17 protein-coding genes are annotated in these 14452 nt (G+C 60.4%); 5 read left to right on the forward strand and 12 right to left on the reverse strand.

Annotation, left to right across the window (positions count from 1 at the left end; all coding sequences use genetic code 11):
* The first annotated feature begins 41 nt into the window (after nt 1-41).
* Both BBJ66_RS20600 and BBJ66_RS20605 read left to right on the forward strand, forming a co-directional pair.
* Nucleotides 42-368, forward strand: a complete 327-nt coding sequence (locus BBJ66_RS20600) for an ArsR/SmtB family transcription factor (protein ID WP_049735113.1) — start codon at nt 42-44, stop codon at nt 366-368.
* Between the two features lies 1 nt (nt 369).
* The gene (locus BBJ66_RS20605) at nt 370-840 is read left to right on the forward strand and encodes an SRPBCC domain-containing protein (RefSeq protein ID WP_049735058.1); all 471 of its coding nucleotides are present in this window, start codon (nt 370-372) and stop codon (nt 838-840) included.
* 203 nt (nt 841-1043) lie between these two features.
* On the opposite strand, the gene BBJ66_RS20610 is transcribed toward BBJ66_RS20605, so the two are convergent.
* The 4 genes from BBJ66_RS20610 to BBJ66_RS20625 form a co-directional block, all read right to left on the reverse strand.
* Entirely contained in the window at nt 1044-1277 is a 234-nt protein-coding gene (locus BBJ66_RS20610) for a BolA/IbaG family iron-sulfur metabolism protein (RefSeq protein ID WP_003540079.1), read from the reverse strand.
* A 19-nt stretch (nt 1278-1296) separates the two neighbouring features.
* The gene (purL, locus tag BBJ66_RS20615; protein ID WP_071089357.1) at nt 1297-3528 is read right to left on the reverse strand and encodes a phosphoribosylformylglycinamidine synthase subunit PurL; all 2232 of its coding nucleotides are present in this window, start codon (nt 3526-3528) and stop codon (nt 1297-1299) included.
* Nucleotides 3529-3698: 170 nt separating this feature from the next.
* Nucleotides 3699-4277, reverse strand: a complete 579-nt coding sequence (locus BBJ66_RS20620) for an acyloxyacyl hydrolase (protein ID WP_071089360.1) — start codon at nt 4275-4277, stop codon at nt 3699-3701.
* 122 nt (nt 4278-4399) lie between these two features.
* On the reverse strand, nt 4400-5818 hold the full coding sequence (locus tag BBJ66_RS20625; RefSeq protein ID WP_049735061.1) for an aminotransferase-like domain-containing protein: 1419 nt from the start codon (nt 5816-5818) through the stop codon (nt 4400-4402).
* Nucleotides 5819-5899: 81 nt separating this feature from the next.
* Here BBJ66_RS20625 and BBJ66_RS20630 point away from each other — a divergent pair, with 81 nt between their 5' ends.
* On the forward strand, nt 5900-6157 hold the full coding sequence (locus BBJ66_RS20630; protein WP_071089363.1) for a DUF1127 domain-containing protein: 258 nt from the start codon (nt 5900-5902) through the stop codon (nt 6155-6157).
* Between the two features lie 24 nt (nt 6158-6181).
* On the opposite strand, the gene BBJ66_RS20635 is transcribed toward BBJ66_RS20630, so the two are convergent.
* The 7 genes from BBJ66_RS20635 to BBJ66_RS20665 all read right to left on the reverse strand — a co-directional run bounded on the left by BBJ66_RS20635 (nt 6182) and on the right by BBJ66_RS20665 (nt 12096).
* Nucleotides 6182-6580: a hypothetical protein gene (locus BBJ66_RS20635; RefSeq protein WP_071089366.1), complete on the reverse strand. Its 399-nt coding sequence runs from the start codon at nt 6578-6580 to the stop codon at nt 6182-6184.
* 20 nt (nt 6581-6600) lie between these two features.
* A complete protein-coding gene (gene purQ, locus BBJ66_RS20640) occupies nt 6601-7272 on the reverse strand; it encodes a phosphoribosylformylglycinamidine synthase subunit PurQ (RefSeq protein ID WP_049735064.1) in 672 nt (223 codons plus the stop codon).
* Entirely contained in the window at nt 7269-7823 is a 555-nt protein-coding gene (locus tag BBJ66_RS20645; protein ID WP_071089369.1) for an RNA 2'-phosphotransferase, read from the reverse strand. Before BBJ66_RS20645 ends, purQ begins: the two co-directional genes overlap by 4 nt.
* A gap of 44 nt (nt 7824-7867) precedes the next feature.
* Entirely contained in the window at nt 7868-8110 is a 243-nt protein-coding gene (gene purS, locus BBJ66_RS20650) for a phosphoribosylformylglycinamidine synthase subunit PurS (RefSeq protein WP_049735066.1), read from the reverse strand.
* Nucleotides 8111-8125: 15 nt separating this feature from the next.
* A complete protein-coding gene (purC, locus tag BBJ66_RS20655) occupies nt 8126-8890 on the reverse strand; it encodes a phosphoribosylaminoimidazolesuccinocarboxamide synthase (RefSeq protein ID WP_003568927.1) in 765 nt (254 codons plus the stop codon).
* A gap of 271 nt (nt 8891-9161) precedes the next feature.
* Nucleotides 9162-11447, reverse strand: a complete 2286-nt coding sequence (locus BBJ66_RS20660) for a putative bifunctional diguanylate cyclase/phosphodiesterase (protein ID WP_071089374.1) — start codon at nt 11445-11447, stop codon at nt 9162-9164.
* Between the two features lie 94 nt (nt 11448-11541).
* On the reverse strand, nt 11542-12096 hold the full coding sequence (locus BBJ66_RS20665; RefSeq protein WP_071089377.1) for an RBBP9/YdeN family alpha/beta hydrolase: 555 nt from the start codon (nt 12094-12096) through the stop codon (nt 11542-11544).
* 177 nt (nt 12097-12273) lie between these two features.
* Between BBJ66_RS20665 and BBJ66_RS20670 the strand changes: the two genes are divergently transcribed.
* Nucleotides 12274-13077 carry a DUF2189 domain-containing protein gene (locus tag BBJ66_RS20670; protein ID WP_071089380.1) on the forward strand — a complete coding sequence of 268 codons (804 nt, stop codon included), beginning with the start codon at nt 12274-12276 and terminating at the stop codon, nt 13075-13077.
* Between the two features lie 127 nt (nt 13078-13204).
* Complete coding sequence (locus BBJ66_RS20675) at nt 13205-13684, forward strand: low affinity iron permease family protein (protein WP_071089646.1); 480 nt, start codon at nt 13205-13207, stop codon at nt 13682-13684.
* Between the two features lie 86 nt (nt 13685-13770).
* On the opposite strand, the gene BBJ66_RS20680 is transcribed toward BBJ66_RS20675, so the two are convergent.
* Nucleotides 13771-14355: a hypothetical protein gene (locus tag BBJ66_RS20680; protein WP_071089384.1), complete on the reverse strand. Its 585-nt coding sequence runs from the start codon at nt 14353-14355 to the stop codon at nt 13771-13773.
* Nucleotides 14356-14452 lie beyond the last annotated feature (97 nt).

Below are 14452 nucleotides of genomic sequence, written 5' to 3' on the forward strand. Positions count from 1 at the left end.
CTATGTTGACCGATCCATCTGCTTCCCGTAAAGATAGCCGTATGGATACCTATGAAGTGAGCTTCCCGAAGATTTTCGGGGCTTTGTCCGACCCAACCCGACTTGCAGTCGTCGAAAGGCTCTTGGATGGACCTGCCTCGGTGACCGATCTATCGCGGCCGTTCGATATGGCAGGCCCCTCGTTCCTGAAGCATCTCCGCGTACTCGAAAATGCAGGCATCATCTCGTCAAGCAAATCCGGGCGGGTCAGAACGGTTAGCCTCGTTTCAGACACGCTGAAGCGGGTGGAGCATTGGGTCCGGCAACACCGCGCCCGGCTCGAGGAACGTTTCGACCGGCTTGGCAACTTCCTAGATCAGGAGCAGTAAAGTGACAAAAACGGAACAAGAGCACAGATCGATTACCATCGAGCGCGTTTTTTCCAATTGCGTGGATCACGTCTGGGCGGCGTGGGCGATTCCCGAAAAGAAGAAAGAATGGTTCGGTGAAGGGCTGGCGGAATTCGACTTTCGCGAGGGAGGAGCCGAGCGCAGCAACTTCGTCACGGACATGGGAACCCACACCAACCAGACGCACTATTTCGAGATCAAGGAGCCCAAGAGGATCGTGTTTGCCTATTCGATGGCCCTCAATGGTCGTATCCATACGGTGTCGCTGGCGACCGTACTGTTCTCCGAACATGGCGGCGGGACGAAGCTGACTTATGTGGAACAGTTGTGCATCATCCCGCCGAGCGACGGGGCTGAAGGGCGGGAACACGGCTGGAGAGCGCTGCTGGATGGGCTGGAGAGCTATTTAGCCGGTGATATTCAAGACAGACGTAGCAAAACTCCCAATTAAGGCGGCAGTTTTACGATTGGATTTTGCGACGTCGCGAAAACAAGCATTCCGCGACATGTGAGTGCGCTGAGTGCTTCATGCAGATTTTTCCAGCAACCACGCGAAACGTCCTACCGCACGGGATTCGGCATATCTACTTCGATGCCACATTAGGTTAGGGGCTAGGCCCAAGCGGCAGGCGTCGTTGTCCAGGACGAGGCCTTTTATTCGGGCGCGGAGGTCTGCAGCGCCAGCGCATGCAACACGCCGCCCATATTGCCCTTCAGCGCCTCGTAGACCATCTGGTGCTGCTGCACGCGGCTCTTGCCGCGGAAGGCTTCGGCGACGACTTCGGCGGCGTAGTGGTCGCCGTCGCCCGCCAGATCGCGGATCGTCACCTTGGCACCGGGAATCCCAGCCTTGATCATGTCTTCGATATCGCCGGGTTTCATGGCCATGATCGTTACTCCTTGCGCATCATTCCGCAGCCAGTTCGCCGCGGCCTTCCATGAAATCAGGGAACCACGATTCATGGGCATCGCGCAATTGCTGAATCGGCAGCGAGATGAGATCGCCGACGACAAGCGCCGTGCCTCCGACCGTGCCGAGACGACGGAAAGGAACGCCTGCACCTTCGGCATTGGCGCAGACGAAATCGGCGACATCGGCCGGGATCGTCAAGATGTAGCGGGCCTGGTCTTCGCCGAAGAGCAGCGCATGCGGCGCTCCCTTGCCTTCGCCGAGATCGATCGTCAGGCCCTTGTCCGAGGCCATCGCCATTTCCGCGAGTGCTACGGCAAGGCCGCCCGAGGAAATGTCGTGGCAGGCGGTCGCCTGGCCGTTGCGGATGACGGAACGGACGAAATCGCCGTTGCGGCGCTCGGCAAACAGATCCACCTCGGGGGCCGGACCTTCGCGGCTGGCGAGCACGTCTCTGAGATAGACGGACTGGCCGAGATGGCTGCCGTCGACGCCGATCATGACCACCTTGTCGCCGTTATTGGCGGCGCCGATGCGGGCCATGTTGCGCCAATCCGGCAGCAGGCCGACGCCTGCGATCGTCGGGGTCGGCAGGATGGCGACGCCGTTGGTCTCGTTGTAGAGCGAGACGTTGCCTGAGACGATCGGGAAATCGAGCGCCCGGCAGGCCTCGCCGATGCCCTTCACCGCCTCGACGAACTGGCCCATGATTTCGGGCTTTTCGGGATTGCCGAAGTTGAGATTGTCGGTGGCGGCGAGCGGCTCGGCGCCGGTGGCGGTGATGTTGCGCCAGCATTCGGCGACCGCCTGCTTGCCGCCTTCGAAGGGATCGGCCTCGACATAACGCGGCGTCACGTCGGAGGAGAAGGCGAGCGCCTTGCTCGGGTGGCCATCGACACGCACGACGCCGGCGTCACCGCCGGGAAGCTGCAGCGAATTGCCCTGGATCAGCGTGTCATACTGCTCGTAGACCCAACGGCGGCTCGACTGGTTGGCGGAGCCGACGAGTTGCAGCAGCGCCTGGCCGTAATCCTTAGGGGCTGCGACGAGATTTGCGGGCAGGGGGGCGTGTTTGCCGGATTCGCGCCAGGGGCGATCATATTCCGGCGCCTGGTCGCCGAGATCCTTGATCGGCAGGTTGGCGACTTCCTCGCCCTGATGCATGACGCGGAAGCGCAGATCATCGGTCGTCTTGCCGACGATGGCGAAATCGAGGCCCCATTTGACGAAGATCGCCTTGGCTTGCGCTTCCTTTTCCGGCTGCAGCACCATGAGCATGCGCTCCTGGCTTTCCGACAGCATCATCTCGTAGGCCGTCATCTGTTCTTCACGCACCGGCACCTTGTCGAGTTCGAGCAGGATGCCGAGATCGCCCTTGGCGCCCATTTCGACGGCCGAGCAGGTGAGGCCGGCCGCACCCATGTCCTGGATGGCGATGACGGCGCCGGTCTGCATCAGTTCGAGGCAGGCTTCGAGCAGGCATTTTTCGGTGAAGGGGTCGCCGACCTGAACGGTTGGGCGCTTCTCCTCGATCGATTCGTCGAATTCGGCCGAGGCCATCGTCGCGCCGCCGACGCCGTCGCGGCCGGTCTTGGCGCCGAGATAGACGACCGGAAGGCCGACGCCCTTGGCTTCGGACAGGAAGATGGCGTTGGATTTGGCGATGCCGGCGGCAAAGGCATTGACGAGGATGTTGCCGTTGTAGCGGGAATCGAACTCGACTTCGCCGCCGACCGTCGGCACGCCGAAGGAATTGCCGTAGCCGCCGACGCCGGAGACGACGCCGGAGACGAGGTGTCGGGTTTTCGGGTGATCCGGCTCGCCGAAGCGCAAGGCGTTCATCGCGGCGATCGGGCGCGCGCCCATGGTGAAGACGTCACGCAGGATGCCGCCGACGCCGGTCGCAGCACCCTGGTACGGCTCGATATAGGAGGGGTGGTTGTGGCTCTCCATCTTGAAGACGACACAGTCGCCGTCGTCGATATCGACCACGCCGGCATTTTCGCCCGGGCCCTGGATAACGCGCGGCCCCTTGGTCGGCAGCGTGCGCAGCCATTTCTTCGAGGATTTGTAGGAGCAGTGCTCGTTCCACATGGCCGAGAAGATGCCGAGCTCGGTGAAGGTCGGTTCGCGGCCGATCAGATCCAGAATGCGCTGGTACTCGTCCGGCTTGAGGCCATGGCCCGCAATGAGTTCCGGCGTGATCGCGATGGTGTTTGGAATGGTCATGAGCGGAAAGTCCCTGGCGCGTTTTGCGCTGTCTTTAGCTTATGTCGCGGCGATGCGCGACAGAAAAAAGCCCGCCGTCAACACAGTGAACTGACTCCCGAAAGTTGGACACCCAACTTGGGGGTCAGTTCACCGGGGCGGGCAGACACTTTTCTCAAAGCCGCAATCGCTCAGAACTTGTAGCCGATCTGCAGGCCGGCACGCGTCATGCCGTCGTTCGGTCCGTCGCAGAGATTGGCATGCGAGGAATGGGCGATCTGGGCCATCACGTTCCAATGCGGAGTGAAACGATAGCCGGCGCCGGCATATTCGTGGAAGAGAACGCGGCAGCCGAGTTCCGGGCCATCACCATTGCCCTCGAGATCGCCGGTATGGATGACCCCGCCGAAGCCGGCTTCGGCAAAAAGCTTTTCGTTGAAATCGACCGTCCAGGTGAAGCCCGTGAAGAATTGGGTGGCCTCGCCTGATGTGCCGATCGAGGTGCCGAGATGGACGCGGGGATGCAGCAACTGCTGCTGCCAGCCGACTGAGGAATCGTAGCCGAAAGGATCGAAAAAAGCGGTGACCTCGGGGAAGACGCCGTCTTCCCTGGAATGGCCGGATTGCACCGAGGTCGAGAGGCCGAAACGCAGTTCATCGAATATCTGCTCGCCGGCATTCGCCGAGCCCGCCAACAAGCTAACGGCGATTACTGCCAACGACGCCTTACTCAAACAACGCAACGCGATCTTTCCGAAGTCGATCCTCATTTGCTGCCCTTTGATTCGCGTCAGACGGGAATAACAAAGAGGTAGCATGGCGGTTGAGTCGGTACAGGCGCTCCGGACAGGCGCAGCCGTTTTTCTAAATTATGACGTGTATCTGCAACACGTCATATTTCACCGTCATAGGCGGAGCCGCCATTTTCGAGCAGCCGGCGCAGGATCATCAGGCCGGAGGCCAGCTCCTGTTCCGACTTCGGCGAGGAGAAGCCGATGCGAACGCGGTGATAGATTTTCTCGCCGCGCGCTGCCTTGAACTCATCCTCGTCATCGACCAGGACGCCATCGCGGTAGGCGGCGTTCTTGAACGTGCCGGACATCCATGGCTCCGGCAGTTTCAGCCAGAGGAAAGGCGCGTGCGGGTGCGATTGGAAATCGAAGCCCTGCAATTGCTCGCGGGCAAGCCGGACGCGTCGGGAGAGTTCTTCGACACTCTGCTTGCGGATCGCGTGCGCCGTGCCGCTTTCGACGAGACGCGCACAGGTTTCCGCCAGGATGAAGGGCAGGCCACCGGTGATCATCCTGTGCGTTACCCTGATGCGCTGGGCAAAATGCGGCGGGCAGGCGACCCAGCCGCCGCGCACGCCCGCGGCGACGGATTTGGACAGGCCGCTGACGAGGAAGGTGCGATCGGGCGCAAGCGAGGCGATAAGCGGCGTGTCGTCGTCGGCCATGCCGCCGTAGAGGTCGTCCTCGATCAGCCAGACGCCGTGTTTCCTGGCGATTGCAGCAATTGCCGCACGCCGTTCATAGGGCATGATCGTCACGGTGGGGTTGTGGATGGTCGGCATGAGGAAGGCGAGCTTCGGATGCTGCTGCTGGCAGAGCCGCTCGAAATCCTCGGGGATCACGCCGTGTTCATCGGAATCGACCGTCAGCGTGCGGCGGCCGAGAAGGCGGGCGCTGCGGCTGACCTGGGTGTAGGTGAGGTCCTCGAAGACGATCTTGTCGCCCGGCGCCGAGACGGCGGCGATGACGGCGACGGCTGCCGCATGGGCGCCGAGCGTCGGCACGATGTTTTCGGCTTCCGGCGTCCAGCCGCTGCGGGCAAGCCAGCGGCGACCGGCCTCGAACCAGTTGCCCGGAAAGCTCCGGGAATAGGAGGAGATTTCGGCAAGATGCTGCTCGCCGATCTCGGAAAGGATGCCGGCTATGATCTTGCCCTGGCCGAGATCGGGGGCGGCGGTGGTGTCGAAACGGATCTTGTTTGCCGGTGCATCCCGGAGGCGGGTGCTGCCGAGCGAAACCGTCAACGGGTCGGCCTGTTCGCCGGGAGGCGTCTCCGAGCGGTTGAGCACATATGTGCCGCGCCCGACCTCGCCGGCGACCAGGCCACGTTCGTGCACCAGCGCATAAGCACGGCCGATCGTGCCGATTGTCACCCCGATATCATAGGCGAGGTTGCGTTGCGGCGGCAATTTGCTGCCAGCGGGCAGGGCACCGGTCGATATAGCGGATTCGATGCTGTCAGCAAGCCGGAGATAAACCGGCCCGGAGCCGCGGGAAAGATCAGGAAGCCAATTTGTCATGGTGACAATTACCTATATTGTCACATTGTATCCGTCAAGATTAAGAGTCAATTCCAACGGAAAACCGAGAGGATTCCTGGAATGTCTGCCTTGCCTGAGATTAAAATGCCGATTGTACCGATTGTCTCCTACGAAGATAGGAGGCAGATCGTCCTTCCCGATGTGGCTGCAGAGGCGACGACTCGCTTGGGGCGGATCTGGGCGGCGGTGCTTCTCTGGCATCAGAAGCGGGAAGGCCGCCGGGCGCTGAGAGGCCTGACGGCGAGCGAACTCAAGGATATCGGCGTGTCGCAGTCCGATGCCGCGCGCGAAATCAGCAAGTCGTTCTTCTGGGACTGATCCCGCGAGGATTGGCCGCAGCGATCAGCTGCAGGCCTTGTTGCCTGCCGACCAGCGATTGACGTCGGCGGCGATGCGGCCGGCGACCGGTTCCGACATCACCGGACCGAAGGCCTGGAGACGCGCCGGGCTTCCTTCGGCCTGGACGACGAGCAGCGGCCGGCTTTCCGGGCTGCCCTTATGGACGAGCAGGATGCGCGGGCGGCCGGAGAAGGAATTGAGCTCCGGCGCGAGCTTGTAAGCAGCAAAGGCCGGATCGCCCGATTTGAACCAGCAGGCATTGGCGGCGAGCGCCACGCGCTCCATCGTCGGCAGTGCGGCGCGGTTCGGACCTGACGGCGCCGGCGTGGACTGGCAGGCTGCGACCATGGCTGCGAGAGCGGCAAGCAGGGCGGTGTTGGCGACGGTGACATGAGCGCGCATCGATCTTGCTCCAGCCAAGCTCAGGCAGCGACGACGTCGAGCGCCGAGGCGAACAGGCCGCGGCCGTCCGAGCCGCCATGGGCGGCTTCGATCAGGTTCTCCGGATGCGGCATCATGCCGAGCACGTTGCCTTTTTCGTTCATCACGCCGGCGATGTCGTTGATCGAGCCGTTCGGGTTGGTGCCCTCGGCATAACGGAAGACAATCTGGCCATTGCCTTCGATCTTGGCCAGCGTCGCTTCGTCGGCGAAATAATTGCCGTCGTGATGGGCGACCGGGCTGCGGATAACCTGGCCCTGCGCATAAGCGCGGGTGAAATCCGTCTCGGCATTGACGACTTCAAGCTTGATCTCGCGGCAGACGAATTTCAACGAGGCATTGCGCATCAGCGCGCCGGGCAGCAGGCCGGCCTCGACGAGGATCTGGAAGCCGTTGCAGACGCCAAGCACTTTCACGCCCTTTGCTGCCTTGTCGATGATCGCCTGCATGACCGGCATGCGGGCGGCAATCGCGCCGCAGCGCAGGTAATCGCCGTAAGAGAAGCCGCCGGGTATGACGATCAGGTCGACATCGGGGATCTCTGTTTCCGTTTGCCAGATCGTCACCGGCGGTTTTCCGGAGATCTTGGTCAAGGCGGCGATCATGTCGCGGTCGCGGTTGAGGCCCGGAAGTTGAACGACGGCTGATTTCATGGGGTCCCCGCGTCTGGCGAAAGATATTGAACTGGAACGCTTTCGGCGAGCCATACTCCATTGTCGGAGACAAAGAAAGAATGACCCTCTGAAAACATGCGGGCCGCATCCACGCGCAGGATGACATATTCACCCTTGCGGCGCGTTGCGACGATTTTCGCGGTTTCGACATCCGCCGAGAGATGAACGTGGTGGCGCTGCATCTTCTGCAAACCTTCGCGCTCGATCGACTGCCAGTTCGCCAAAGACGTGCCGTGGAAAAGAGCGGCAGGCGGTTCAACCGGGTTCAATGCGAGATCGACGTCGATGCTATGACCCTGATTGGCGCGAATTCTGTTGTCGGCAAGGGTGAAGCGCTTCTTCGGATTGCTTTCGATGATCTCGATAATATCGGCGCGGGAAACGTCGTATTTCGACGTCAGCGCTTTTTCGAGTTCATCGAACGACACCCAGCCCTCGGCATCCAGCGTCAGACTAGCGGCTTCAGGCGCATGACGCAAAACATAGCTCATATATTTCGAGACTTCCGTCTCCAGCTTTGCTTGCGTCATGACGCCAAATCCTCAAAGTCCGCCGGACGACGGGTCGGTGATCGTCAGTCGATTGAGATCGCGTAGTTCTCGATCACCGTGTTGGCGAGGAGCTTCTCGCACATGGCCTTGAGGTCGGCCTCGGCCTTGACCTTGTCGGTGCTCTCCAGCTCAAGGTCGAAGACCTTTCCCTGTCTTATATGGCCGACGCCCGAGAAGCCGAGGGCGCCGAGCGCACCTTCGATAGCCTTGCCCTGCGGATCGAGAACGCCGTTTTTCAGCGTGACGGTGACACGAGCCTTGATCACTTTGTCTTTCCTGCCTTACTTGACCAGAACCGGGCCGGTGCCGCGCACAGGCTCGTTTTCATTGATGATGCCGAGACGGCGCGCGACTTCGGAATAGGCTTCGAGCAAGCCGCCGAGATCCCGGCGAAAGCGGTCCTTGTCCATCTTCTCGTGGGTCTCGATATCCCAGAGCCGGCAGCTGTCCGGTGAGATCTCGTCGGCGAGGATGATGCGCATCAGATCGCCTTCGAAGAGGCGGCCGCATTCGATCTTGAAGTCGACGAGCTGGATGCCGACGCCGAGGAAGAGGCCGGTCATGAAGTCGTTGACGCGGATGGCAAGCGCCATGATGTCGTCGAGCTCGGCGGGGTTGGCCCAGCCGAAGGCGGTGATGTGCTCTTCGGAGACCATCGGATCGTCGAGCGCGTCGGATTTGTAATAGAATTCGATGATCGAGCGCGGCAGCACCACACCTTCGTCGATGCCGAGGCGCTTGGCGAGAGAGCCGGCGGCGACGTTGCGCACGACGATCTCCAGCGGGATCATCTCCACTTCCTTGATCAGCTGCTCGCGCATGTTGAGGCGGCGGATGAAGTGGGTGGGGATGCCGATCTTGTTCAGATGGCTGAAGATATATTCGGAAATGCGGTTGTTGAGGACGCCCTTGCCGTCGATGACTTCGTGTTTCTTCTTGTTGAAGGCAGTGGCATCGTCCTTGAAGAACTGGATCAAAGTGCCCGGTTCCGGACCCTCATACAGAATCTTTGCCTTGCCCTCGTAGATACGGCGGCGACGGTTCATCGTGGTCATTCTCTATTGTTGGCGCTCTTGGGATAGCGCGAGTGGATCGATCTCGTGGCGTCCCCTTAAAGGAAAAGAGTAAGTTTCACAATCCGCCTGTCGCTCCTTCCCCGGTTTCGGGATTTCTGGCCCCCGTCTCCGGATTTCTGGCCCGGTATCCGGATTTTACGGAATACCGCCAAGAGAATCGAATGAATTCGCAAGACGAGTCTAGCGCCTTTTTCCCGTAGGGTGAAATGACGGCGAAATGGCGGGCAGCTTGTGCAGATCTTTATTTGGCGGCTCTGCTTCGCAGCGTGCGACGAAGCTGTGTCTGCAGGGCGCGCGCGGCGATCTGCCCGTGGCGCCAGCTTCCGGCTCGGATGAAGGAGGGGATCTGCATGGCCGGCATCGGCCGGGCGAGTGCGTAGCCCTGCAGCGTGTCGCAGTCGAGCTCTTCGAGAATGCGGATATGATCGGCGGTTTCGACACCCTCGGCGATGACGAGGATATCAAGCGAGCGGCCGATATCGATGATCGAGCCGACGAGTTTGCGCTGCTCGGCCGATTGCGGCAGCATGCGGATCAGCTCGCGGTCGATCTTCAGCGTCTTCGGGCTCAAGCGCAACAGGCTGACGATCGAGGCATGGCCGGTGCCGAAATCATCGATCTGGATGTCGATGCCGAGCTTGCGCAGCTTTTTCAGGTTGGCGGCGACCGCCTCGTCGCAATCGTCGAGCGAGATCGATTCCAGCAATTCGAAAGCGAAGGTGCCGGGCTCGATCTTCAGGGCGCGGAGCTTCTTGCCGAGATCGGGATCGGCAAGCCGCCGGGCGGAAACATTGACCGATATCTTCGGGACCGGCAGCCCGTCCTTGATCCAGGCGCGGCGATCGGCGATGGCGCGCTCCAGGATCAGGGCGTCGATGGTCGAGACGACGTCGAGATCCTCGGCGATATCGAGGAAACGGTCGGGTGTCAGCAGCCCATGCACCGGGTGCTGCCAGCGGGCGAGTGTTTCGACGCCGACGACATCGAGCGTGCGGGCATCGAACTGCAGCTGATAGAAGGGCACAAATTCATTGCGCTCGAGGCCGATCAGGATCTGGTCGGCGAGATGTTTGGCCGAGATGACGTCGCGGCGGGCAGAAGCCGAGAAAAATTCGAAGCGGTTGCGGCCGAGGCCCTTGGCGCGATAGAGCGCGATATCGGCATCGAGCAGCATCTGCTTGGCGTCGAGCGTCGGACCGCTGTCGACGGCGATGCCGATGCTGGCCCCGAAACGGCAGTCGTGTCCCTCATACCTCACCGGTTTGCGCAACTCGCGAATGATACGTTCGGCAAGGCCGGCGATCTTCTTCGACGCGGGATCGACAGTGCAGAGGATGACGAATTCGTCGCCGCCGATGCGGGCGACGAAATCGGCGGCGCGGACGGAATTTCTGAGCACGCTTGCGGCATGCTGCAGCATGGCGTCGCCGGCCCGGTGGCCGAGCGTGTCGTTGATCTGCTTGAAACGGTCGAGATCGATATGCAGGATCGCCAGCCCCAGGCCCTTGGCCCGGCATTCGGCCGAGCGCTCGTCCAGCATCTTGTCGAGATAGCGGCGGTTCGGCAGGCTGGTGAGATAATCGTGCAGCGCCAGGCGCTCGATGCTCTCCTTGGCGGCTTCGAGTTCGCGGTTGCGCGCTTCGGCCAGATCCTTGGCACGCTGAAGCTCGTTGCGGAGCGCGACTTCCTCGGTGACATCCCAATTGGCGCCGATCAGCTTGCGGTGGCCGTTGCCGTCGACGAAGAAGGCCGAGCGGGCGCGGATGACGCGTTCGGCGCCGTCGCCGCGGATGATGCGGTATTCCTGCTGGAAATCGCTGCCGCTTTCGACGCTGCGGTCGGACAAGCCCAGCACGCGCTCGCGGTCGTCGGGATGCAGGCTTTTCGCCCAGACGTCGCCGGCGATCTGACGCGAGACGCCCTTCAGCCCGTAAATGGCGATGAGGCGGTCGTCCCATTCGACGGTGTCATTTTCGATATCCGCCTCGAAGACGCCGATGCGGGAAATCTCCAGCGCCAGATCGAGCCGGCGCGACAGGCGCGACAGCGTCTCATCGGCTTCCTTGCGGGCGGTGATATCGGTATCCGTGCCGACGATGCGGGTCGGCACGCCGCTCTCGTCCCATTCCACGCAGGCGCCGCGGCAGTCGATCCACATCCAGTGGCCGTCCCTGTGGCGCTCGCGATATTCGAAGATCTGGTAATCCGGATCGCCGGCATTCTGCCTGTCGATGGCATGGACGACGAAATCGCGATCGTCGGGATGGACGAGGGCCAGCCAGGTGTCGTAATCGCCGGCGGCCTCCTCGTCGGGCGCCATGCCGCGCATGGTCTTCCACGTCTCAGAATAATATTTCCGGTCGAGACGGTAATTGTGATCCCAGACGCCAAGGCCGGAGCCGACGAGCGCATGGTTCCACCGGCTCTCGCGCTCCGCCAGGTCGGAATCGTCGTTCGCCTCGTTGCCGACGCCTGCCTCGGCCGCTGCGGGATCATCGGCCTGTGGATGGGCTTTCTTCACGGGCATTCTCGCTTAATTCACCTCGGTGCAGTCTGCTGTCATTCGATTAAGAAAGACTTAGAAAGCACTGGCTTAATTAACGAGAAGCGGTTTTCCCTGCTCAGGCGGAGAGCCGGCTGAGGAACTGTGCGAAGACCATTGTGCCCTCGGGCCAGGGACCGTGACCGGAATCGGCGTTGATATGGCCTGCCTCGCCGGCATCGACGAGGAAGGAGCCCCAGCTGCTGGCAATATCATCGGCATGTTCGTAGCTGCCGAACGGATCGTTGCGGCTGGCCACGGTGATCGACGGGAAAGGCAGCGGATCGCGCGGATAGGGGCCGAAGGTCATCAGGTGCTTCGGGCGGATATCGGGATTGGCGACATCGGGCGGGGCGACGAAGAAGGCGCCCGCCACCGGCTTGCGGAAATGCGGGATGGCGTGGATTGCCGAGGTCACTCCAAGCGAATGGGCGACGAGCACGACCGGACGGGTCGAGGCGTTCACCTCCTCGGCGATGCGGGCAATCCAATCCTCGCGGACCGGCTTTGTCCATTCGGCCTGTTCGACGCGCCGCGCCGTGCTGAGCTTTGCCTCCCAGCGACTCTGCCAGTGGCCAGGGCCGGAATTGGTGTAGCCGGGGATGATGAGGATATCTGCGTCTGAGGCTTTCATAGTGCCGCCGATGTGAGAAGGCGCGCCCAAGATGTCAAGAGGGGATGTGAAGGGAGAGAGCGACACGGGCGTTTTGGTTTGCTATATTGCTCCAGTGCCGGTTGCGGATTTCGTGTCGGCTTGCCCGCCGATTGCGTGTCCGCCGCCGACCAGGTCTCGGCTGAGGAGGAGAAAGCCATGGCGGCATTTCATGTCATGACGGGTGCAGGCGAAAACTTCGCGCGGCCCGTTGTCAATCGCATCAGTATCGCCGACGTCTTCGACGCGCTGAAGCGCGGTTACGACGATTTCATGGAGAAACCGTCCCACTATGTGTTCCTGTGCCTGATGTACCCGATCGCCGGCGTCTTCCTGACGTTGTGGACATCGGGCGCCAATCTTTTGCCGATGGTCTTTCCGCTGATGGCAGGTTTCGTGCTGATCGGCCCGATCGCAGCAATCGGCCTCTACGAGATCAGCCGCCGGCGCGAGGCCGGTCTCGACACCTCATGGACGCATGCGCTCGACGTGCGCCATTCGCCGGCGCTGCCGTCGATCGTCGCAGTCGGCTTGATGCTTTGTGGCATTTTCGTCGTCTGGTTGGTGACGGCGCAGACGCTTTACAGCAATCTGCTCGGCGAAGTATTTCCCCGCAGCATGGCGGATTTCTTCCGCCAGGTCTTCGGCACGCCCGAGGGCATGCAGCTGATCATCTGGGGCAATCTGATCGGCTTCGTCTTCGCGCTCGTCGTGCTGGCGACCACCGTCATCACCTTTCCGCTCTTGCTTGATCGCGATGTCGGTGCGGTGGCCGCCGTCGTCGCCTCGATCCGCGCGACGATCGCCAATCCGGTGCCGGTGCTGCTCTGGGGCCTGATCGTCGCTGCACTGCTCGTCATCGGCACGATCCCGGTCTTTGCCGGGCTTGCGCTTGTCATTCCGATCCTCGGCCATGCGACCTGGCATCTTTATCGCAAGCTGATTGCGCGGGAAGCCGCGTAGTCGAAAGTTTCCGGGGATCTCGAATTCTCGCGATCCCCGGAATTCAAACCTTCCCCGGTTCCCGGAACCTCAGACCTCCCGCCGCGTTATTTGTGACCGGCTTTTGGGGAGGATTTCAGAGGTGACGATGAAGCATCTGTTCGCCCGCTTCGCAACCAAGATCTCGGAATGGGCGGGCAAACCCGTCATCTTCATTCTGGCGCTGACCGCCGTGATCATCTGGGCGGCACTCGGCCCCGTCTTCGACTATTCGGAAACCTGGCAGCTGGTCATCAACACCGGCACGACGATCATTACCTTCCTGATGGTCTTCGTGCTGCAGAACGCCCAGACACGAGACACCAGGGCGATCCAGGCCAAACTCAACGAAATCATCCTGACGAGCCACGCCGAAAACCGCTTCATCGGCATCGAAAACCTCGACGAGGAAGAACTGAAGCGCCTCGACGAGCTGGTCGCCAAGGCCGCGAAGGGCAGGGGTGAGACGGAGGCTTGCCGGACGATGGAGACCGCGGAAACCGTTGCGCCGAAAAAGACCGAGGCGCGTAAACGCCCGGTGAGCGCCAAAGCCTCGAAGATGAAGCAACGGCCGCTTGAGAAGGATTGAATTGAATTATCAATTAGGATTCATAGCATTGAATGCGTGAATCAATGACTATTGTGTTTCCACAAGAAAAGTATTTTTTGATAATTCTACTGAAAATTGTCCTTGTTGTATTTAAGGCGAAGTAATGCGAATATCCTTTGGATGAGTAAAGAAAACCCCAGATATAATCCGCATATCTTGACGTAACTTTTAATTAGATTTACGGCAACATTGGAGTGTGTACTAATAGAATAGATGCTGGCCGGTTCAGTGGAAATTTCCTTCATAGACGTGTAAAGATAACCCAAAGTCAAAAACGCAGATATCAGGATAAGGTTAGGGATATATTTGGTATCTTTGCCCCAAATCTGGCTGAAAAATAGGTAAAAAACATAGATCAGCATGACCGCGCTGATAATGGAGCGCATGGAAAGCAGTATGCAGCTATCTGGCACCGGGTACCCAGCGCCTAAAAGGACATCGGCATCGTGGAGATTTCGGGGCCACAATCCCATGTATATACTGTTATGTGCCAAATAACATGCCACATCAGCATGAAACAGAAAGAAAATATACGCTAAGGCTGCAATAATAAATGCAATTAGCACTGCACCGAGAAGCGCCAAAAGCTGTCGCCGCATGTATTTGTCCGACGTTTCTTCCTTTTCAACTGCGCTCTTCAGTGTATTCATTGGTGATCCGGACAAGAAAATTGTTTATCTCAGCGCAATCTGAACTGCTCACTTGCCCCGAGACTTTTTTATTGCTTAGCCTGAGCCAATGGAGAAA

Source organism: Rhizobium sp. RSm-3, from assembly GCF_001854685.1.
Classification (GTDB): Bacteria; Pseudomonadota; Alphaproteobacteria; order Rhizobiales; family Rhizobiaceae; genus Rhizobium; species Rhizobium ecuadorense.